At 45.3% G+C, this 21,265-nt stretch carries 15 protein-coding genes and 1 tRNA gene; 3 read left to right on the plus strand and 13 right to left on the minus strand.

Annotated features, from left to right (window positions below; genetic code table 11):
- Nucleotides 1–37: 37 nt before the first annotated feature.
- The 13 genes from ACRD7P_RS17185 to ACRD7P_RS17245 form a co-directional block, all read right to left on the minus strand.
- Entirely contained in the window at nt 38–781 is a 744-nt protein-coding gene (locus ACRD7P_RS17185; RefSeq protein ID WP_430908906.1) for a LytR/AlgR family response regulator transcription factor, read from the minus strand.
- Complete coding sequence (locus ACRD7P_RS17190; protein ID WP_430908907.1) at nt 778–1,815, minus strand: sensor histidine kinase; 1,038 nt, start codon at nt 1,813–1,815, stop codon at nt 778–780. The genes ACRD7P_RS17185 and ACRD7P_RS17190 overlap by 4 nt, the downstream gene beginning before the upstream one ends.
- A gap of 22 nt (nt 1,816–1,837) precedes the next feature.
- The gene (locus tag ACRD7P_RS17195) at nt 1,838–2,710 is read right to left on the minus strand and encodes a DUF4249 domain-containing protein (protein WP_430908908.1); all 873 of its coding nucleotides are present in this window, start codon (nt 2,708–2,710) and stop codon (nt 1,838–1,840) included.
- 9 nt (nt 2,711–2,719) lie between these two features.
- Nucleotides 2,720–5,107, minus strand: coding sequence for a TonB-dependent receptor (locus tag ACRD7P_RS17200; RefSeq protein ID WP_430908909.1), 2,388 nt, complete (start codon nt 5,105–5,107; stop codon nt 2,720–2,722).
- A gap of 163 nt (nt 5,108–5,270) precedes the next feature.
- Nucleotides 5,271–5,567, minus strand: coding sequence for a LytR/AlgR family response regulator transcription factor (locus tag ACRD7P_RS17205; RefSeq protein ID WP_430908910.1), 297 nt, complete (start codon nt 5,565–5,567; stop codon nt 5,271–5,273).
- Nucleotides 5,568–5,633: 66 nt separating this feature from the next.
- Entirely contained in the window at nt 5,634–6,257 is a 624-nt protein-coding gene (locus ACRD7P_RS17210; RefSeq protein WP_430908911.1) for a DUF2306 domain-containing protein, read from the minus strand.
- Between the two features lie 697 nt (nt 6,258–6,954).
- Nucleotides 6,955–7,029, minus strand: a tRNA-Val gene (locus ACRD7P_RS17215).
- A gap of 59 nt (nt 7,030–7,088) precedes the next feature.
- Complete coding sequence (locus tag ACRD7P_RS17220; RefSeq protein ID WP_430908912.1) at nt 7,089–8,300, minus strand: bifunctional folylpolyglutamate synthase/dihydrofolate synthase; 1,212 nt, start codon at nt 8,298–8,300, stop codon at nt 7,089–7,091.
- Nucleotides 8,301–9,224: an energy transducer TonB gene (locus ACRD7P_RS17225; RefSeq protein WP_430908914.1), complete on the minus strand. Its 924-nt coding sequence runs from the start codon at nt 9,222–9,224 to the stop codon at nt 8,301–8,303.
- On the minus strand, nt 9,224–9,610 hold the full coding sequence (locus tag ACRD7P_RS17230) for an ExbD/TolR family protein (RefSeq protein ID WP_430908916.1): 387 nt from the start codon (nt 9,608–9,610) through the stop codon (nt 9,224–9,226). The genes ACRD7P_RS17225 and ACRD7P_RS17230 overlap by 1 nt, the downstream gene beginning before the upstream one ends.
- Before the next feature lie 86 nt (nt 9,611–9,696).
- Nucleotides 9,697–10,389, minus strand: a complete 693-nt coding sequence (locus ACRD7P_RS17235) for a MotA/TolQ/ExbB proton channel family protein (protein ID WP_430908917.1) — start codon at nt 10,387–10,389, stop codon at nt 9,697–9,699.
- A gap of 51 nt (nt 10,390–10,440) precedes the next feature.
- On the minus strand, nt 10,441–11,778 hold the full coding sequence (nhaD, locus tag ACRD7P_RS17240) for a sodium:proton antiporter NhaD (RefSeq protein WP_430908919.1): 1,338 nt from the start codon (nt 11,776–11,778) through the stop codon (nt 10,441–10,443).
- Between the two features lie 12 nt (nt 11,779–11,790).
- The gene (locus ACRD7P_RS17245) at nt 11,791–13,023 is read right to left on the minus strand and encodes a Glu/Leu/Phe/Val dehydrogenase dimerization domain-containing protein (RefSeq protein ID WP_430908920.1); all 1,233 of its coding nucleotides are present in this window, start codon (nt 13,021–13,023) and stop codon (nt 11,791–11,793) included.
- A 263-nt stretch (nt 13,024–13,286) separates the two neighbouring features.
- Between ACRD7P_RS17245 and ACRD7P_RS17250 the strand changes: the two genes are divergently transcribed.
- The 3 genes from ACRD7P_RS17250 to ACRD7P_RS17260 all read left to right on the plus strand — a co-directional run bounded on the left by ACRD7P_RS17250 (nt 13,287) and on the right by ACRD7P_RS17260 (nt 20,794).
- The gene (locus ACRD7P_RS17250; protein ID WP_430908921.1) at nt 13,287–14,429 is read left to right on the plus strand and encodes an acyl-CoA dehydrogenase family protein; all 1,143 of its coding nucleotides are present in this window, start codon (nt 13,287–13,289) and stop codon (nt 14,427–14,429) included.
- Between the two features lie 383 nt (nt 14,430–14,812).
- Nucleotides 14,813–19,318 (plus strand): glutamate synthase large subunit, encoded by a 4,506-nt coding sequence (gene gltB, locus ACRD7P_RS17255; RefSeq protein WP_430908922.1) that lies wholly within the window; start codon nt 14,813–14,815, stop codon nt 19,316–19,318.
- A gap of 9 nt (nt 19,319–19,327) precedes the next feature.
- Nucleotides 19,328–20,794 carry a glutamate synthase subunit beta gene (locus ACRD7P_RS17260; RefSeq protein WP_430908924.1) on the plus strand — a complete coding sequence of 489 codons (1,467 nt, stop codon included), beginning with the start codon at nt 19,328–19,330 and terminating at the stop codon, nt 20,792–20,794.
- Nucleotides 20,795–21,265 lie beyond the last annotated feature (471 nt).

Here is a 21,265-nt window from a genome sequence, read left to right on the forward strand (position 1 = left end):
CAGGTCATCTGTCACTTATAACGATGATGCCCAGTGCTCAGGAAAGCCACTTTTTAAAACTCCCAATCTTTTCTATGGCAACGACGACCGGTTTGTCATCATAGGACGGGTTCAGCATGAGCCGTATTCTGGACTTTGAAGTATAGTACATATCGGCAATAGCGCTCCTATGTACAATGAATTGACGATTGATCCTAAAAAAGTCCGCTGGATTCAATGTATTTTCCAATGTCTTTAGGGTCTCGTTCACGACCACTCTTTCCCCGTTGGCGGTAATTAAAAAACTGACCCGTTCTTCTGCGTAAAAATAAGCTGTTTCGGAAACGGAAATACTTTTAAGCCTATTGTTTTTTTTGATCAAAAAACGCTGCTTGTAAGCATCGCTTCCAGCTTCGAACACTTTTTTGTAGTCGGGAACAGTTCCCTTTTGCAAACGTTGATACTTATCCAAACTTTTTTGCAGCGCTTCGGCGGCAATGGGTTTTAGCAGATAGTCGATACTGTTCTGCTCGAATGCCTTGATGGCGTATTCGGAATAGGCGGTGGTAAAAATAATGGGCGATGTTACGGTAACCTGTTCAAAAATCTCAAAAGAGTGGCCATCTACCAAGTTGATGTCCATAAAAATCAAATCGACCTGTGCATGTTGCAGAAAAGAAACCGCTTCGGAAACAGATTCGATCAGTTTCACCACACTAATTTCGGGCAATGCTTCTTGTGCCATCCTTTGCAAACGGATGGCAGCGATTTCTTCGTCCTCTATTATCAACGTACGGATCATACTTCGGTGGAAATTAATGGAATTTTGGCAATATACTGGCCGTCCAGTATCCCAAAAAAAGGAATTTTAGTACTGATCAAGGCGTATTGATTGGTCAAATTTTTAAGTCCGATACCATGGGAATATGCTTTGGACGTACTGTTCTTTGGGTTATAGGTATTACCGACCACCAGATAATCCCCTTCGGTGTAGATTTGGATGATCAACGGATTTGTTTTGCCTATTACGTTGTGTTTAATGGCATTCTCCACCAATAATTCCAAGCTCATAGGAGGAACAAACCGTTTTAACGCTTCGGAATCGACCTTTGTCTTTAGATGCAATTTGTCCTTAAGTCGGATCTGTTGCAATAAAATATAGGAATCGATAAGCTGTAGCTCGTCTTTTAAGGTAACCACTACCTCATCGCTCTTACTGAGGGTATAGCGATAAATGTTGGAGAGTTCCTGTATAAATTGCTCCGACTTTTTGGGGTGTTGGGAAACCAATCCGGCCAAACTATTAAAACTATTGAACAAAAAATGGGGATTCAATTGTTTTTTTAGCGCGTTGTAGTTCGCTATAGCCTTTTCACTTTCATATTCCTTAAGGTTCAACATGCTGGCCACCCGTTTTTCTTCGGATTCCATAAACCCTTCCAATAGATACACTAACAAAACAGCCAACGAACTTCCTATGCCTATCGCCAACAACGGCAACCCAATGATCGGACTGTTGTCATCATCGAAAAAATAAAGGGTCGTTACTCTTAAAACAAGGGCCGTGACTATGATTTTCAACAAGATGAAGATTACCCAAAATAGTCTTTTTCGATGGCCGTTCCCCTCACCGATTTTTTTAAGGAGCACACTTTCCATGGTACTTTTTCGCATTTTAAAAATCAATATCAAATAGGCCAAAATGACCAGATAACCGATAACCGATTCCTGTATCACCTCCATCAGGGGCTCTTCCAAAATGAGCTTTACCAAAAAGATAAGGGCCGTGGCAAAAAAGCAGATTATCGGGTATAGGTAGAATCGATTTCTAGTCAAAATCCTGATTTTGCATTAATCATCATTCGGTTATTTCAAAGGTAGCCTCCGCTACATCGGCGGTATAAAAGAAACCCAACGGTCGGTTGTCGCTATTGGTCATGTTCCGCACATTGCCCCGTACCGATTCCGGTGGTGGGTTGCCCACAAAACTAAATCCGCCCGAACTGCTTTGTACGAACACTTCATAAAGATAATTATAATAGCGTTCCGAAATGCCCAGTTGCTGTACAGTGGCCTCATCGCCAAGCGCGAACAAAATCTCGTCGTTCGGATTTACCCCGACCCTTTTCTGGCCATCAAAAAATTCATCCGATAACACCAGCACATCGCTATTGCCCGGGTCGGGCACAATAATGAACGCTCCATTTCTTGCCACCCGATGGTAATAAAAGTTAGCAACTCCCGCAGGGTCGGTGGTATCGAACTTGGCAAAATAGCCCTCGTCCGTTATCAAGGTTTCCTCTTCAAACTCGGAATATACGCGATCAAAAGCGGGCACTTCCGTCAAGGTTTCGCGAGCCTCATACTCCTCATCGTTCCAAAGAACGGTGAGCGTATAGGTAGTGTTCAACTCCGGTATCAATTCCGTGTTCGTGTACACCCCGTTTCCGGAGTAGCTAAAGTCGTAGGCCATGTTTCCATCCGTAACGGTTACCACCGCATCTTCGACCAGCGGTACCGTTTCGTCATTGTTTAAAAAGTCTCGAGTTGTAGTAAGTCGAATACGCTGGCGCGTTACCGGAGTGTTCAAGTTACGTTCCAAACCTCCTTCTACTACCAATCGTGGTGCACTATTGGCGATGCTCAGGTCGTTGGTTACATCGACTTCGCAAGAGGTACAAAATAAAATAATGGTAACTATAAATATGACGGTCGTGATAAGTGCTTTCATGTGATTGTTTTAAAATTTAAATTCATAGGAGATGCTCGGCAGCGGAAATCCAAAAATGGACAGCTTGGTTGCCTGTGTTTGGCCGGTGGCCACTTCTTGATCATTTACTTCGCCCACTTCTGAAAAGTAGATCGAGGAAGCGTTTTGGCGTCCGTATGCGTTCACCAGACCGAATGTCCATTTTCCGTTTTTACCGGATTTTGGATTTAGCGTAGCGGAAATATCCAACCGATGGTAGGCCGGAAGGCGGTTGCCGTTCCTATCCGAATAATCCGCCAAAACCAATCCATTTTGGGAATACCTTCCCGTAGGATAGGTAAGTGGCCTCCCCGAACCGTAAACAAAGTTTGCACCGAAATCCCATCGATCGTTCAGTTTGTAAATACCAACTGCATTCAGCTCGTGCAATTGATCGCTATTGGTGGGATAATACTTGTTATTGTTGATGCCCAAAACCTTGGATTCCGACCTTGCCAAGGTGTAGCTCAGCCATCCGGTAAGTTTACCGTCGTTCTTATTTACTTGCAGTTCCATACCGTAGGCCCTTCCTTTACCCTGCACGAACTCCGTTTCCACACTTTCGGTAAAAAGAAGGTCCGCCCCATTTTTGAAATCGGTAACATCCCGGATATCTTTATAGTACCCCTCCAAGGAAAGATCATACGCACCTTCTTTAAAGTTCTTAAAATAGCCCAATGCATATTGATCTAAAGATTGTGGTTTTAAATAACGCCCACTGGGTGCCCAAACATCCAAGGGTGTTGCGGAGGTCGTGTTCGAAATGAGATGTAGGTATTGGTTCATTCGATTGTAACTTCCTTTTATGGAACTATTGTCGGTAAGCAGGTAGCGCATGGAAAAGCGGGGTTCGAAAGCATTGTAGCTTTTGATAGTTTCCCCGGATTTGTACGAGGTCGTTCCCGTTACGGGATTGACGATATAACTATCTTGTTCCGCATTGTACGTCAACGGATTCCCGGTTTCGTATTCGTTTACCTCGGCCTTTCCAAGTCGATCGAAGGTTGAATACCGCAGTCCATATTGCAAGCTGAGCTTATCCGAAAGTTTTTGTTGATAATCGATATAGGTGCCGGTTTCCAAGGCAAAGTTCTCCTGAAAGGTTTCGGGCACTACCGAAGACCCCTCCAATGGCGAAATTTGACCCGGTTTAAAATTATAGTAGGTAAAATCAGTGCCGGCCTTTATGGTATTGTTCCCATTGATGAACCAAGAGATCCTTGGCTTGATGTTGTAATTGTTGATAACCGATTTCCATCGAAACTCCGCCCCGGAACGAAGATTGTCCAGGTTATAATCGTAATTACTGTAAATTCCGGATGTTTGCAAAAACACTTTATCGCTCAACACGCTGGTCCAGCGTAAGGTTCCACTACCATTTCCCCAAAAGGTATTCACCAGTCCTTTTATCCCGAATTTATCCCTTCCGAAATACCCGGATAGGTATAGTCTATTATTTTCATTGAGCTCGTAATTGGCTTTCATGTTCAAATCGTAGAAATAGGCTTTTACATCCTTGAATTCTGAGGATAAAAAGGTAAACACATCCGCATACGATCGCCTTCCGGCAACCATGTAGCTTCCTTTGCCCGCTGCACCCTCACCCTTGGCAATAGGACCCTCCACCAGTGCTTTTGCGGAAATAAGCCCCACCGAGGCCAAGCCATTGAACTGCTTGGCATTTCCCTCTTTCTGTTTTACATCGAGTACGGAGGACAGTCGCCCACCATATACGGAAGGGATTCCCCCTTTATAGAGTTTGACATCCTTAATGGCATCGGAATTAAATACCGAGAAAAAACCGAACAAATGGGAAGCGTTGTACAGGGTTGCCTCATCCAGCAGCACCAAGTTTTGATCTGCGGATCCCCCGCGCACATTAAAACCCGAAGCGGCCTCATTAACACTGGATACTCCCGGAAGCAACTGAATGGACTTCACAAGATCGGGCTCCCCTAAAACCGACGGTATTTTTTTTATCGTTTCGGTCTTTAGGGTCGCTACGCTCATTTCGGTGGAGGTTATCGCTTTGGTGACCCGATTGGACTTCACCACCACTTCATCAAGCTGGTTCGTTTCCTCGACAAGTTCAAAATTTCGCTTTTCATTTTCAGAAACGGTGATGTCCTGTAAAATGGTTCGAAAACCTAGGTAACCAACTTCCAGGGAATACTCGCCTTCGGGAAGGGTAACCGAATAAAAACCATACGCGTTGGTGGTGGTCCCAATCTCGCCATTGAATACTAGGGTTACTCCGAACAACTTCTCACTTGATGACGCTTCCTGTACGTAACCGCTCAGGGTAAATTCTTGCTGGGCGAACAGCGTGCCGCAGAAAAGCAAACACCCGAAACAAACGGCAATCTTAAATTGATTCATTGGATTTTAATTTTAGTTTACAGGACGAAACTAAAACCGGTCATCTTTAAAAAAATCCATTTTCGGATAGCACTGGAAAAAAGCGGATAAAACTTGGAAAAATAGGTTTGAAATAAAATGACCACAATAAAAATTGCCTACTTCGCTGCGAAATACGTAGTAATCACCGTTCGGTAGTTTTCCCAATGGGAGTCTCGATTTCCCCAATTTCAGCATCCAGTTTGGTGTAGGCCGAAGTTTTGGTTGCGTTTACAATGTACGAACGGTGCACTCGAAGAAAACGTCCGTTCAACCGTTCTTGGAAAGCTGCGCTACTAGGTTTGATCATGTAGGTCCTCCCTGAAAGATAAATTTTGATGTAGTCCTTTACACTTCGTATGTACAGGATATCATCCAAAGATACCTTTAGCTGTTTTCTGTTTGCCCTGATGAATAGAAAATCAATATGCGATTCCCTCACTTTTTCTATGGTGCCCTCATTCGTTTGCTGGATTACGCGACTCTCAACCGTAGATAAAATATGATGTCATCGGTTTAACTTTCTTATCCAAAACACGATAAGAACACCACCTGCCAAACCGGGTAGAAACCATGCATAAAGACCCGGTAACAATTCGTTGACGACTACAAAAGCTGTAGTGGCGGAAATATAGGCTCCCATCATTTTCCCCAAATGCAGTTTCAGCCAGACCTTTTGTAGCTTATCGCGATTTTTGAACAGCAACAGGTCACGGACGGAGAACACGATTCCTAGACCGGCAAACACGCATAAAACGATATTTAAGGTTTTGGAAACCAACATCGGCAAAATAACCATCAAAATTCCCGTGACGATCATCATCCATGAAATCCGTTTATCCCAATGTAGGTCATATTTTTTCTTTTTAAATCGTAATGCCCTTTTGCCTGTCAAAATAAAGTAAAGACTAAAAACACCTACGGCGAACAAAAATGGACTTTGATGGTTCGGAATGGTTGCCACTACCAATGCAGTCAATGCGGAGACAAGCATACTAAAGTAAAACACCAGCCCAGACCTTCTATGTAGCGTAAACCCCTTTGTTGCAATCAAGGATATGAGTCCTGCCAATAGCGCCAAGCCACCGGTTGCCGCATGAATATAAATAAGGATTTTAGCTATTGGCTCCATAGTATATCGATAAGGTTATCGATCACAAGTTCTGTATATTTCGTGAGGGCGGCGATTTGAATCTCCCGAATTGTCGAATAAAGTGGACGGACCGTATACCGAAAGCACCTGCTTATCAAAAAAATGTAAAAAAGGCTTCAGAAAAAGTATTTTTATGGATAAGTGCTTCGGGGCAAACGTGCCCGAGATTCCATATCCCTGGTCGAAACCACTACCGCGAAATCGTATTTCGAAGCCTAGCGGCCTTCGTAATTTTTTTATCCCAAAATCTCGAAAATGCTTTTCGGGTCGAAACAGGAGAGGGATTGCATATCCCTGATCGAAACCACTACCGCGAAATCGCATTCCGAGGCCTGGCGGCCTTCATAATTTTTTTATCCCAAATCCCTGAATATACTATTCGGGTTTGTTTGGAGACAAGGGATTGCATATCCCCGGTTGCGGCCACCACTGCGAAATCCGGTTCCGAAGCCTATCGGCTTACGTCATTTTTTTATGCCCAAATCCCTGAATATACTATTCGGGTTTGTTTGGAGACAAGGGATTGCATATCCCCGGTTGCGGCCACTACTGCAAATAGGGTTCCGAAGCCTAGCGGCTTGCGTAATTTTTTTATGCCCAAATCCCTGAATATACTATTCGGGTTTGGGCATAAAAAAATTCCGATAAACTACGTTTATCGGAATCCTGCTTGATGTGGGCAATGAGGGATTCGAACCCCCGACCCCCTCGGTGTAAACGAGGTGCTCTGAACCAACTGAGCTAATTGCCCGTAAAGGTGTGCAAATATAGAATGTTTTTAGAAACGTCAAAAGAAAAAAGCTTAAAATATTACAGTACTTCGGCCACTACAAAAGTACTGCCCCCTATAAAAATAAGGTCGCTTTTCTTAGCCGCTGATTTTGATGCTTTTAATGCCTCTTGAACACTAGTATAACTTTTACCGAAGAGCCCGTAATCAGCGGCCCGCTCCCTTAAAACGTCCGCTTGCAACCCACGGGCGATACCAGGGCAACAGAAATAATATTGGGCAGTAGTCGGAAAAAGGGGCAATATGTTGTTCAAGTCCTTCCCCTTTACAAAACCCAATACGATATGTAAGGTATCGAACGGTTGTTTCTGCAGCTGTTGCAATACCACGGTCAACCCTTCTACGTTATGGGCCGTATCACAAACGATAACGGGCTCTTTTTGCAAATGCTGCCACCTGCCCAACAATCCGGTATTCGCAACAACATTTTGTAATCCGTTTTCGATATGTTTTGCGGTGACTTCAAAGCCACGTAATTTCTTTATAGCGATAACCGCTCCGTTACTATTTTTTTGCTGATAGGCGCCCAACAATGCGGTATGGTAAGAAGGCGGGGCATCTTGATCGGCGAAGGTAAGGGCGGCGCCGCGTTCCGCGGCCACCGCTTCAAATACTTTCGCCGTTTCCGCTTGGTGCTCACTGATCACAACGGGTATTCCCGCTTTTATAATACCGGCTTTCTCATAGGCAATGGCTTCTAAAGTGTCCCCCAACATATCGGTATGGTCCAAACCGATATTTGTGATCAACGAGAGCTCGGGAAGGATAATATTGGTCGAATCCAAACGGCCTCCCAAACCGACTTCTATCACGGCAATGTCTACCTTTTCATCCGCGAAGTATGCGAACGCCATACCAACGGTCATTTCAAAAAAAGAAAGCCCGTTCTCCGTTAAAAAAGAATAGTGCTTTGCAATAAAGTCCGTCACGTATTCTTCGCGCACTGGCGTACCATTAATTTTTATGCGCTCGCGAAAATCCTTTAAATGGGGGGAAGTGTAGAGTCCGACCGAATATCCCGCTTCCTGTAATATGGAAGCGAGCATATGGCTACTGGAACCTTTTCCGTTGGTACCACCGACGTGAATGCTCTTAAATTCTCTTTCGGGATGCCCTAGATGGGAGGCTAAGGATAAGGTTTTGTCCAGTTTCGCATTAAAGGCCGCTTTTCCCTTTTGCTGGTACATGGGCAGTTGGCGAAACATCCATTCCAGAGTTTCTTGGTAGGTCACTTACTCACCTAATTTAAAGTTGACCACCACAAAACCGACCTGTTGGCTGGGTGCCTTGGAATCCAGGTTCCATTTGTGCATGAAGGCCGTTTTTTTCGCTGGTTCCAAAAGGCAGGCGGCGTTATTGGTAGTTCCTTTCACCCCTGGCGTTGCGCTGATTACCTTGCCGTTTCGGTCCACAATGATCTTTACGACTACGCGACCTTCCTCATTACATTCTTGTTGTACTTTGCCTTTGTTGACCAAGGACCGTCCATTTAGGCCATAGCCACCAGTACCGCTTCCCGAGCCAGGGCTACCGTAATAGCTTGTGGCGTAGGGGTCGCCTCCGGGCTGTCCTTTGTCCCCAGCCCTGTTATCATCACCTTCGGAGCCGGATGCCGTGCCATCGGATTTGTTGAGACCGCCCATCATTTCGTCCAGGTTGCGCCGTTTTGCTTCCTGTTCCCTACGGGCTTTTTCTTCCGCGGCCTTCTTTTGCTGGGCAATTTTGGCCGCTTTTGCTTTTTCCCTTTTTATCTTATCGGCCGCTTTCTTTTTTGCGGCATCCTCGGCCCTACGCTTGGCATCCTTTGCCTTTTTGATGCGTATGGCCTCCTCTTCTTCACTGGTAAGGACATTTTCGGCCGGTGCCGCTTCGGCGGCCGCTTCCTCAGGTTCCTCCTCGACCATTTCTTCAACGGCCTCTTCCTGTTTGGTAGGTTCTACGGGAGGGGTATCCAAAGGTTCGGAACGTATTTTTTCCTTGGGTTGTACCTGGCCACTTCCAAAATCGGTAGTTCCAAAGTTTACGGAGATTCCATTTTCTTCGGGAGGGTCAAGATAGCCCAGGCCTATATAGAAAAGTATAAGCAACAGCACACTTAGCAGTAGCGTAGTAAGTGTGAAAGATTGTTTTTTGTGTCTCGTGTCTAAGAACGACATTAGTTGGGTCGCACGGCCAAAATAACTTTATAATTATTCCTATTGGCAATATCCATAACGTTTACCGCTTCTTTTATGGCAACGTTTTCTTCAGCCCTTAAAATAATCGTGGGTTTGTCTTGACCTTCCAGTGCTTTTTTTAATTCAATTTCTATGTATTCTCCGTTGATGCGTTCGTCGTTTACAAAATACTGCAAGTTTTTATCGATGCTCACCGAAACGTTTTGGGTGTTGGTCGATTTCCCCTTTGCCTTGGGCAACAATAGATCTAGTGCGTTGGGCGAATTGGCCGTAAGCATGAAGAATATCAACAACAGGAAAACGATATCCGTCATCGATGACATGCTAAAGTCGGGACTTACCTTATTTCTTCCTTTTAATTTCACTTTTCTTTTGATAATGCCCTAAGGGGCCGGGTGTGTATTTTTTGATATGCTAGATGTTGGCTGAAATTTTTCGATGCGAAACCGACCTAAAGTGGTTCGTTCAACAGATCGAGAAACTCTACCGCATTGGCTTCCATTTTGTGCACCACCTTGTCCGTTCTATTCACCAAATGGTTGTATCCCATATAAGCGATAATACCCACGATCAAACCGGCTACGGTAGTGGTCATGGCCGTATAGATACCAGAGGCCAATGAGCCCATCTCGGCCTGTCCTCCACTAGTCGCCATTTGATGGAATGCCAAAATCATACCGATTACGGTTCCTAAAAAGCCAATCATCGGTGCGGCGCCGGCAACGGTGGCCAACACACTTACGTTTTTTTCCAATTTGTACACTTCCAAAGTACCGGCGTTTTCAATAGCGGTATTGATGTCGTCCAAAGGCTTTCCGATTCGGGAGACGCCCTTTTCGGTAAGTCTTGCTACCGGAGAATCGGTTTGGGTACATAACATTTTTGCCGCATCCAGTTTTCCGCTGGACACATAGTCGCGGATCTGGTTCATAAAATTCTTATCGATCTTGGATGCCGCCTTAATGGCCAGTATTCTTTCAAAGTAGATGTATAGCGCAACGCCCAACATAATGAACAAGACCGAAATAATAAGGATACTTCCCGTACCACCATTAAATATAAGGTCGATGACCGACAAGGTCTTTTCTGTGGAAACTGCTTCGCCCATTTCTGGATCTTGGGCAATATCTTGAAACAATAACATAGGTATTCTCTTCTTTAAGGTTGCCTTAATAACGGTATTTTGTCGATTAAATTATGCGTGTAGCACAAAATCTCTCATCAATACAAAAACACCCGCTCCGGCTACAAAACCGACCAAGGCCAACCAGGTGATTTTTTTGAAGTACCAAAAGAAATCGATCTTTTCCATACCCATGGCGACCACGCCCGCTGCGGAGCCAATAATCAACATACTACCGCCGGTTCCTGCGGAGTACGCGATAAAATGCCATAAGGGATCATCCAAGGCCTGAGCGAACATTCCCATACTTGCCGCTACCAAAGGCACGTTGTCGATTACAGCGGAGCCGACTCCAAAAAGCATGACCACAATATCGGTATTGGGTATCGCCTCGTTCAAACTTTCCGCATAATGGAACAACATTCCCAACGACTCCAGTGCCGCTACCGCAAGTAAAATACCCAGGAAAAATAGGATACTGGGAAGCTCTATCTTGGAAAGGGAATGGTGTACGGGGCTATGGTGCCCTTCGGTATCATGCCCTTCGCCCTCTACCGAGGAAATACTAAATTTTGAGCTACTGTATATTTCGGCAAAAGTGGCCACTATGGCCAAGGATAACATCATTCCCACATAAGGGGGCAAATGGGTTACCGTTTTGAAAAAAGGCACAAAAACGATTGCTCCCAGTCCTAAATAAAGCATGAGCGCCCCATATTTGGATTTGGGCGCCTCCAACTCTTCGATATCACTATCGATATTCCCTTGAAAAGCCTTGAACCGACTTGCCAAAAACACCGGCACCAACATACATACTATAGAAGGGATCAAAACATGTTCGATCAGTTGTAAGGCCGATACCTTATCGGCAATCCACAACATTGTGGTGGTCACGTCACCGATCGGCGACCAGGCACCACCGGCATTTGCCGCAATGATGATGATTCCCGCAAACCAAAGGCGCGTTTCCCTATCCTTTATTACCTTTTGTAGAATGGTAATCAGTACAATGGTAGCGGTTAGGTTATCGATAATGGCCGATAGAATAAAGGCCAAAATGGAAAACAACCATAGTAATTTTCGCTTGCTCTTAGTACGTATAAACCCTTTAATAGTGGCAAAACCATCAAAATAATCGATGATTTCCACTATGGTCATCGCTCCTAACAAGAACACCAGTATCTCTGCCGTTTTGCCCAAATGATGCAGTAAAATTTCATCGATATGGGTGGGCTCCAGCTCTCTCAATTGCGCGTTCACCTCAAAAACATCCATATGCGATAGGGCGATAATGGCCCATAAAATGGCCATCATGGCCAAAGCCGGAATCAGCTTATCGATTTTAAGATTGTGTTCAAGGGTAATCGCAAGATAGCCCGCCAAAAAGACGATAATGATAATGGTCTCCATATTCAGTCGGTTTTATATAAGTTGTTTTAATGCTAATTCAAATCCGGTTTCGCAGATATTCGTTTTCGATGGATTTTGCTTAAAGATATTCAAAATTGCTTTCCGAATGGTATCGGAAGTATCTTTAAATATCAATTCGTCATCGATGGCCACCCTTTTTTCCATGAAATAGGCAAAAACACGGGCCATACCGCAGTTGCTTATAAAGTCGGGCAGCAAACTCACCCTACCATCGGTATACTCCATGATGGGTCCGAAGAAGATTTCCTGATCGGCAAAGGGAACGTTCGCTCCCGGTGAAATTACTTCCAGACCGGTATCGATCATTTTGGTGATCTGCTCCTTGGTCACCAAACGGGAAGCGGCACAAGGCATAAATATTTCCGTTCGCAGCGTCCAAATACGCTCGTTCATTTCTTCAAAAGGAATCATGCTATCCGTATCGGCAATCAGGCTATTTCCTTTTTTGTTCAGAAAAAAGTCCTTTATTTCCTCAAAAGAAAAGCCGTCCTCGTTGATCACTCCCCCGGCACGGTCGATAATGCCCACGACCTTGGCCCCCATTTGCGCCAAGTAATAGGCCGCGGCCGAGCCTACGTTTCCAAAACCTTGTATCACGGCTTTTTTGCCCATAACATTGCCACCATAAATGGCGTAGTAGTGGCGAACCGCTTCCGCGACGCCATAACCGGTAATCATATCCGCAACGGTGTACTTGCGACGGGCATCGGGCGTATATTGCCCATCTTCCAAGGCTTTGATCACCCCCAATCGCAATTGTCCGATCCTATTGATCTTATCGGCTTCCGTAGGTTTGAAGTGTCCGTTAAAAACCCCTTCCTGAGGGTGCCACACCCCGGCATCCTCGGTTATCGGTATCACCTCATGAATTTCGTCGACATTGAGGTCTCCACCGGTTCCATAATAGCTTTTCAACAATGGGGAAACGGCCCGGTACCAACGTTCCAATACGCCGGCTTTTCTTGGGTCGTTGGGATTAAAGTTGATTCCCGATTTTGCCCCGCCGATCGGGGGACCGGACACCGTAAATTTCACTTCCATGGTTTTGGCCAGGGAGAGCACCTCGTTCATATCCAAACCCTCGCGCATTCGCGTACCACCGCCGGCGGCGCCGCCACGTAGGGAGTTGATCACCGTCCAACCCTCCGCTTCCGTTTCGGAATCTTTCCAATTGAAAACGATTTCCGGTTGTTTTTTCTCATACGTTTTAAGCAACTTCTTCATTTCTGTAAACATTTAATTATGCAATCCTTTACTCCTTTGTTTCGGTACCAAAAAATTTCATTAGCCCCAAAGGGGTCACTGCTGATCCATAATCGTTCGTTTAAAACCTATTTCAATTCTCCCAAAAACAAATATAAAGATTTGATGTGGTTCAAAATCACTTGGTACGGCTTTATATGAAAACACAAAACAAGACGGTATACCATATGTTTTTTCGAAGCTTCTCGTATCTTTGTGGGACGACTTTTAAAAATGATAACGCTATGGATTTTTCACTTTCGGAAGAGCATCAAATGATACAACAGGCGGCAAGGGATTTTGCCCAAAATGAATTGTTGCCCGAAGTTATCGAACGGGACGATGCACAACGTTTCCCCACGGAACAGATCAAAAAACTGGGGGAACTCGGTTTTATGGGCATGATGGTAGGAACGGAATACAACGGTAGTGGTATGGACACCCTGTCCTACGTTATCGCCATGGAAGAACTATCCAAAATAGACGCCTCGGCTTCCGTAGTCGTATCGGTAAACAACTCTTTGGTCTGTTATGGCCTGGAAACCTACGGTACCGAAGCACAAAAACAAAAATACCTGACCCGTTTGGCCTCCGGTGAAATTATAGGCGCTTTTTGCCTGTCGGAGCCGGAAGCGGGAAGTGATGCCACTTCCCAAAAGACCACGGCCATCGATAAAGGCGACCACTACATATTGAACGGCACCAAAAACTGGATTACCAACGGCAGCAGTGCGGAGGTCTACCTTGTTATTGCACAGACCGATCGGGAAAAAGGCCATCGCGGCATTAACGCCCTGATCGTAGAAAAAGGAATGCCGGGCTTTGAAATAGGACCCAAAGAAAACAAACTGGGCATCCGCGGGAGCGACACCCATTCCTTGAATTTTAATGATGTAGAGGTCCCCAAAGAAAACCGTATCGGAGAAGATGGTTTCGGATTCAAATTCGCGATGAAAACCCTTGCGGGAGGGCGTATCGGTATTGCTGCCCAAGCATTGGGCATTGCCGCCGGTGCTTACGAATTGGCCTTAAAATACTCCAAGGAGCGCAAGGCTTTTGGAACCGAAATAAGCAACCACCAGGCCATTGCCTTTAAGCTGGCCGATATGCACACGCAAATCGAGGCGGCGCGCCATATGGTCTACAAGGCCGCTTGGGACAAGGACAATGGCCACAATTACGACCTCTCCGGGGCAATGGCCAAATTGTATGCTTCACAGGTAGCCATGGAAACCACCGTGGAAGCCGTTCAAATACATGGTGGCAACGGTTTTGTAAAGGACTATCATGTAGAACGGTTGATGCGCGATGCCAAAATTACCCAGATTTACGAAGGCACCTCGGAAATACAAAAAATCGTTATTTCAAGAAGTGTCCTGAAGGACTAGTTCCTACTATTTCTTTGTTTTGCCCGGACCACCGATACGGAGGATAGGGTATCACGATCGGATATTAAAATACACACCCTTCAAAACACCCCCTAGACTTGAGGGGGTAACGTTGTATTTAGCCTGATATTCTGTTACCGCGATAAAAAATTAAGGGGAATGTGTTACAAAAGACCACTTCTGCGCCACCACACCCCCTAAATACTTGAGCGGATTGGTTTTTAACCTTAATTTTAATGGAATTCTAAAATTTACCCTCAAAAAATTCACATCTGAGCATTTTTCAAGGTTTTATTTGAAACCTTGGTTTTTTTTTGGTGATTTAAAAAAAAGGTTGAACATTATTCAGGCAAAAGTATATTTTTGAGGAAATACCATAATTTATGACGTTGAAGAAGCAAGGGTTATACCTACCGGAATTTGAGCATGACAACTGTGGCGCAGGTTTTATTTGTAGCCTTAAAGGAAAAAAATCGAACGATATCATCCATAAGGCTTTGGAGATATTGGATAAGCTGGAACATCGAGGCGCGGTAAGTGCCGATGGAAAGACGGGTGATGGCGCAGGGATCTTGATCGACATTCCACATGATTTTTTTCAGGACGAATGCGATTTCGAACTTCCCGAATACGGCACCTATGCCGTGAGCAATGTTTTTTTACCGCAAAAAGAGAACCAACGTAATTTTTGCATCTCCGTTTTTGAGGAAAATATCAAAAAACAGGGATTGCGCTTGCTCGGTTGGCGCGATGTGCCGGTAAACCGATCGGTACCTGGTAGAATCGCAATGGAGACCGAACCTTATGTGAAGCAGGTTTTCATAGCGAAGCATTCCGAAGAACAGGAAGCGTTCGATTTTCATTTGAAACTGTTCATCGTACGTAAAGTTACTGAACACGCCATACTGAACTCCAAACTGTCGGAGCGCAAGTTTTTTTATGTGCCCAGCCTTTCCACAAAAATTATCATTTTCAAGGGGCTTTTAATGCCCAAGGACATTAGCCTATACTACAAAGATTTAATGGACCCCAGGGTAGTGACCCGTTTGTCATTGGTACACCAGCGGTTTTCGACCAATACCTTCCCTACCTGGGACTTGGCACAACCGTTCCGATATATGTGCCACAATGGCGAGATCAATACCCTACGTGGCAACGTTTCCCGAATGCGATCCCGAGAAGAACTTCTTAAGAGCGATTGGTTCGGAGATGAAATAAAAAATATCCTTCCCATTATATTACCCGGAAAATCAGATTCCGCTACCATGGATATGGTGGTAGAGCTCTTATTGATGACCGGTCGTTCGCTACCAGAGGTCATGATGATTTTGGTACCCGAGGCATGGGAAAAGAATTCGGAAATGTCGGAAGCAAAACGGGCCTTTTATGAGTATCATTCCTGTATGATGGAGCCTTGGGACGGCCCTGCATCCATCCCTTTTACCGATGGAAATTTTATTGGAGCGGTTTTGGACCGAAACGGATTACGCCCCTCGCGCTACTCGGTAACCAAAGACGGTTATGTTATTATGTCGTCCGAAACGGGCGTTGTGGATATCGCCCCTGAAAACGTGTCGTTCCACGGCCGTTTGGAGCCTGGAAAAATGTTTTTGGTAAACATGGAAGAGGGCAGGATCGTGAACGATGAGGAAATTAAGGAAGAAATTGCCAAAAGCCGACCCTATCAAAAATGGCTCGACGCCAACTTGGTACACCTAAAGGACATTCCTTATAATGATTGCCCCTTATTTTTAGGAGAGGCTTCCCTTGAAAAGCGAAAATCGGCCTTTGGATATACTCTTGAGGATATCAATACCATTATTTTGCCCATGGGCAAGAATGCCAAGGAACCCATCGGTTCTATGGGGTCGGACACGCCAATTGCCGTGTTATCGGAACGCCCACAATTGATCTACAATTATTTCAAACAACTGTTCGCACAGGTAACCAATCCACCCTTGGACGGCATCCGGGAAGAATTGATTACGGACATCAGCCTTACCCTTGGAAGCGACCAGAACATTTTTGATTTTAGCGAACTGCACTGTAGAAAACTAAAGATCCAGAATCCGGTCATCTCTAAGGAAGATCTTGACAAAATAAAAAATTACGATGCCAGCCCCGATTATAGGGTGACCTCCATTCCCATGCTGTATGAAATACAACATGGATACAACGGACTTGAGAATGCATTGGAAGCGATCCTTGAGAAAACGGAAAAGGAAATCGATCAAGGAACCAATATCGTTATCCTTTCCGATAGGAACGTAAGCGATACCATGGCACCGATACCCGCCTTGTTGGCCTGCTCTTTTATCAATAGCGGTCTGCAACGTTTGGGAAAACGCTCCAAGGTAAGCATCATCATCGAGTCGGCAGAGCCTAGGGAAGTACATCATTTTGCACTATTGTTCGGCTTTGGGGCAAGTGCCATCAACCCTTACCTGGTAAACGAGATTATCGCGGAACAGATCGAAGATAACGATATCGAGGTCACTTTTGAGGAAGCCATAAAGAACTACAACAAGGCCATAGGGAAAGGCATTTTAAAGGTGATGAACAAAATTGGTATCTCCACCTTAAATTCCTACCGAGGGTCGCAACTTTTTGAGTGTATCGGAATCAATTCCACCGTGGTGGACACGTATTTCCCGAACACGCCTACGCGTATACAGGGTATCGGACTCTACCAGATCGAAAAAGAAATTTCAAAAAGGCACGCGAAAGCATTTGCCGAAAAAGAAGTGGCGGCAAACCTCGACCTTGAAATGGGCGGGGAATACCGATGGCGAAGAGACGGGGAAAAACACATGTTCAACCCCCTATCCGTAGCCACCTTGCAAAAAGCGGTAAGAAACAACGAATCCAACACCTATAAGGAATTTTCCCAAATGGTAAACGAACAGTCGAAAAGCTTGATGACCATTAGGGGGCTGTTCGAATTTTCGAATTACGACCCTATTCCCTTGGAAGAGGTAGAGCCATGGACCGAAATCGTGAAACGTTTTAAAACCGGGGCCATGTCATACGGCTCCATAAGCAAGGAGGCACATGAAAACCTTGCCATAGCCATGAACCGTATCGGAGGAAAAAGTAATTCCGGTGAAGGTGGTGAAGATTCCGAACGTTTTTACAAAAACGCATCGGGTAACTGGCGTAACAGCGCGATCAAACAAGTAGCTTCGGGACGTTTTGGAGTAACTTCGGATTACCTGACCAACGCCCAGGAAATTCAAATTAAAATGGCCCAGGGCGCAAAACCCGGTGAAGGGGGACAACTTCCCGGACCAAAAGTAAACCCTGCGATAGCAAAAACCAGAAATTCTACCCCTTATGTAGGGCTGATTTCGCCACCGCCGCATCATGATATTTATTCCATTGAGGATCTGTCCCAACTTATTTTCGATTTAAAATCGGCCAACCGTAAAGCACGGATCAACGTAAAGCTGGTTTCGGAGGTAGGTGTCGGCACCGTAGCGGCAGGAGTATCCAAAGCCAAGGCCGATGTTATCCTCGTTTCCGGTTTTGACGGAGGTACAGGAGCATCGCCCCTCACCTCTCTCAAACATGCTGGACTCCCATGGGAACTCGGAATTGCGGAAGCGCAACAGACCTTGGTGATGAACGACCTTCGAAACCGTATCGTTCTGGAATGTGATGGACAGTTAAAAACGGGACGCGATGTTGCCGTTGCCTGTTTATTGGGTGCCGAAGAGTTTGGCTTTGCCACAGCACCCTTGGTCGCTTCGGGCTGTATAATGATGCGCGTATGCCATTTGAATACCTGTCCGGTAGGCATCGCCACACAAAACCCCGATTTGCGGAAGAAATTCAAGGGAAAACCCGAACATGTGGTAAACTACATGTATTTCGTTGCCCAGGAACTACGGGAGATTATGGCCCAGTTAGGGTTCCGTACCGTTAATGAGATGGTCGGGCAAGTACAAAAACTAGATCGTAAAAAAGCGATAGACCACTACAAGTCGGCAGGTATCGATTTAACCCCGATCTTGCACGAAGTAGATGTTCCCGCTGGTACCAAGTTTTACAACACCCAGAAACAACAGCACAACATCGAGAATTCCATTGAATTCGATATTATCGAAAAAGCGAACCCTTCCCTCTTTCGAAAAGAAAAGCTAACGTTGGACTTCCCTATAAAAAATACGGACAGGGCCGTAGGTGCCATCGTCAGTAACGAAATTTCCAAAGTGTATGGCGCACAGGGACTCCCGATCAACACGTTAAAAATCAATTTCACCGGTTCGGCGGGCCAGAGTTTTGGGGCATTTGCCACCAGAGGGCTAACCCTGACCGTAAACGGGAATACCAATGACTACCTTGGAAAAGGGCTTTCCGGGGCAAAATTGGTCATCAAGGTCCCCGACGGGTCCACCATCGTTCCGGAGGACAATGTTATTACCGGAAACGTAACCTTATACGGTGCTACAGCGGGCCGTGCCTATATCAACGGAAAGGCAGGAGAACGTTTTTGCGTACGGAACTCCGGTGCCAAGACCGTGGTAGAAGGTATCGGTGATCATGGATGTGAGTACATGACCGGTGGCGTAGCCGTAATTTTAGGAGAAGTAGGAAGAAACTTCGGTGCGGGAATGAGCGGAGGTATCGCTTTTGTTTACGACAAAAACAAAACCTTTGAAAAGAACTGTAACAAGGAAGCGTTGAACCTACTGAAGGTTGAAGAGGAAGCCGATATCAAACAATTGAAAGACCTCATTGAAAGCCACTACAACTATACCATGAGTCCTTTGGCACAACGTATTTTGGAAAATTGGGAAAGTTGTTTAAAGGACTTTGTAAAAGTCTTTCCAGAGGAGTACCGCCAAGCATTGATTCGCTTGGAAAATGAAAAATTAGAAACAATATAGCGCGAGAATATGGGCAAGACAACGGGATTTTTAGAATTCGAACGAAAAATAGAGGCATACGACCCTGCAGAGGAGCGGGTAAAACATTATAAGGAGTTTACGGTACCCTTAAAGGAACCGGAGCTTAAGGATCAAGGGGCGCGATGTATGGATTGTGGTATTCCTTTTTGCCATAGCGGTTGTCCGTTAGGGAACCTTATTCCGGATTTTAACGATGCCGTGTATCGCGGAAAGTGGGAAAAAGCTGCCGAAATATTACACTCCACCAACAATTTTCCCGAGTTTACGGGACGCTTGTGCCCCGCTCCATGCGAGGAAGCTTGTGTACTGGGAATTAACGAAGACCCGGTAACCATTGAAAATATTGAAAAGAACATTGTAGAGAAAGCTTTTGACAAAGGATGGGTAAAAGCGGTACCGCCGACCAATAGGACTACCAAAAAAGTGGCCGTTATCGGATCGGGGCCCGCAGGTTTGGCCACCGCCCAACAGCTCAACCGTGCCGGACATTCCGTAACGGTGTTTGAAAGGGACGAGAAACCTGGTGGACTATTGCGTTATGGTATTCCCGATTTTAAGATGGAAAAAAATGTTATCGATCGTCGGCTCGCCGTTTTGGAAGAAGAAGGTATCGTATTCAAATGCGGGGTACATGTAGGGGTCGATATCAAAGCGGATGCGCTAAAGGCCGATTTTGACGCTGTAGTGCTTTGTGGTGGCGCCACGGTGCGCAGAAATTTGCCCATTGAAGGTGCCGACCTTAAAGGTGTGGTACAGGCGATGGACTTTCTTCCCCAAAATAACCGTCGGGTCGCCGGTGTAACCGATTTTGAAATAGAACTAATCGCCAAGGATAAGGATGTTGTGGTCATCGGTGGTGGAGATACGGGATCTGACTGTATCGGTACTTCCATTCGTCATGGGGCCAACTCGGTTTCCAATTTTGAGATCATGCCCATGGCCACTACGGAACGGCCGGAAGGACAACCTTGGCCGTATTGGCCGATGCGATTGCGTACCAGCTCATCACACAAAGAAGGTGCCGAACGCTTTTTCAGCATCTCTACCAAGAAATTTGTCGGAGATGCCGATGGCAATCTCAAAGGACTGGTGACCTCCGAGGTAGAATGGATCAAACAACCCGGAAAACGTCCCCTGTTACAGGAAGTTCCCGGAACGGAAAAGGAATGGAAATGTGAATTGGCCCTTTTGGCCCTTGGCTTTACCGGTTCTGAAATGACCGTTGCGGAACAGCTCGGGCTTGAGGCGGATAACCGTACCAACATTAAAGCGACGGAAAAAAATTATGCTACCAATGTTCCCGGGGTATTTGTGGCGGGAGACCAGCGAAGGGGACAATCCCTTATCGTTTGGGCCATTTCCGAAGGTAGGCAAGCGGCACATCATGTAGATGCCTATCTTATGGGAAAATCCTATTTACCCTTAAAAGGTGAAGGAGATCTACCTAGGGTATAATCCCGTTTTAACTTTAAAAGTTCCCTTATTTGAATTAGTCGAGAAAAGCCGTCCAGTATTGGGCGGCTTTTTTCATGAAATAATGTCGTGTTTATACATCATAATGGTTCTTTTATGAAAATCGATTTAACAAAGTTGATTCTTCTTTTATGGATGTCATAAAAACCGTTTAAATCAAGTACGATTGTTTATTTAGGATGCCTTGGATATCACAAAAAACCTTCTTCTTCCTACTTTTAGAGTTACTTATGATTTTATTTCATGAAATAACCATAGGAACGAGCGCCACCTTACGGGCGACGATTTGATTTTGCCAACATGAAATGGATAACCGGGTTTATAAACGGTCAGTTTGTAGCTGTTGGCCTTCCCTTATTTCGCTCAAAAGAGTTGTATAAAAAAACCCCCTCCGTTACTGGAGGGGGTTTTCGAAGTAAGGCGGCGACCTACTCTCCCACTTGGTATAGCAGT

It is taken from the genome of Maribacter sp. 2-571 (genome assembly GCF_050589625.1).
GTDB lineage: Bacteria > Bacteroidota > Bacteroidia > Flavobacteriales > Flavobacteriaceae > Pelagihabitans.

Bases quoted from the DNA above. Each gene is read 5' to 3' on its own strand.
- ACRD7P_RS17185 (WP_430908906.1), bottom strand. From the start codon at position 781: ATGATCCGTACGTTGATAATAGAGGACGAAGAAATCGCTGCCATCCGT.
- ACRD7P_RS17195 (WP_430908908.1), bottom strand. From the start codon at position 2,710: ATGAAAGCACTTATCACGACCGTCATATTTATAGTTACCATTATTTTA.
- ACRD7P_RS17200 (WP_430908909.1), bottom strand. From the start codon at position 5,107: ATGAATCAATTTAAGATTGCCGTTTGTTTCGGGTGTTTGCTTTTCTGC.
- ACRD7P_RS17210 (WP_430908911.1), bottom strand. From the start codon at position 6,257: ATGGAGCCAATAGCTAAAATCCTTATTTATATTCATGCGGCAACCGGT.
- ACRD7P_RS17225 (WP_430908914.1), bottom strand. From the start codon at position 9,224: ATGTCGTTCTTAGACACGAGACACAAAAAACAATCTTTCACACTTACT.
- ACRD7P_RS17235 (WP_430908917.1), bottom strand. From the start codon at position 10,389: ATGTTATTGTTTCAAGATATTGCCCAAGATCCAGAAATGGGCGAAGCA.
- nhaD (WP_430908919.1), bottom strand. From the start codon at position 11,778: ATGGAGACCATTATCATTATCGTCTTTTTGGCGGGCTATCTTGCGATT.
- ACRD7P_RS17245 (WP_430908920.1), bottom strand. From the start codon at position 13,023: ATGAAGAAGTTGCTTAAAACGTATGAGAAAAAACAACCGGAAATCGTT.
- ACRD7P_RS17250 (WP_430908921.1), top strand. From the start codon at position 13,287: ATGGATTTTTCACTTTCGGAAGAGCATCAAATGATACAACAGGCGGCA.
- gltB (WP_430908922.1), top strand. From the start codon at position 14,813: ATGACGTTGAAGAAGCAAGGGTTATACCTACCGGAATTTGAGCATGAC.
- ACRD7P_RS17260 (WP_430908924.1), top strand. From the start codon at position 19,328: ATGGGCAAGACAACGGGATTTTTAGAATTCGAACGAAAAATAGAGGCA.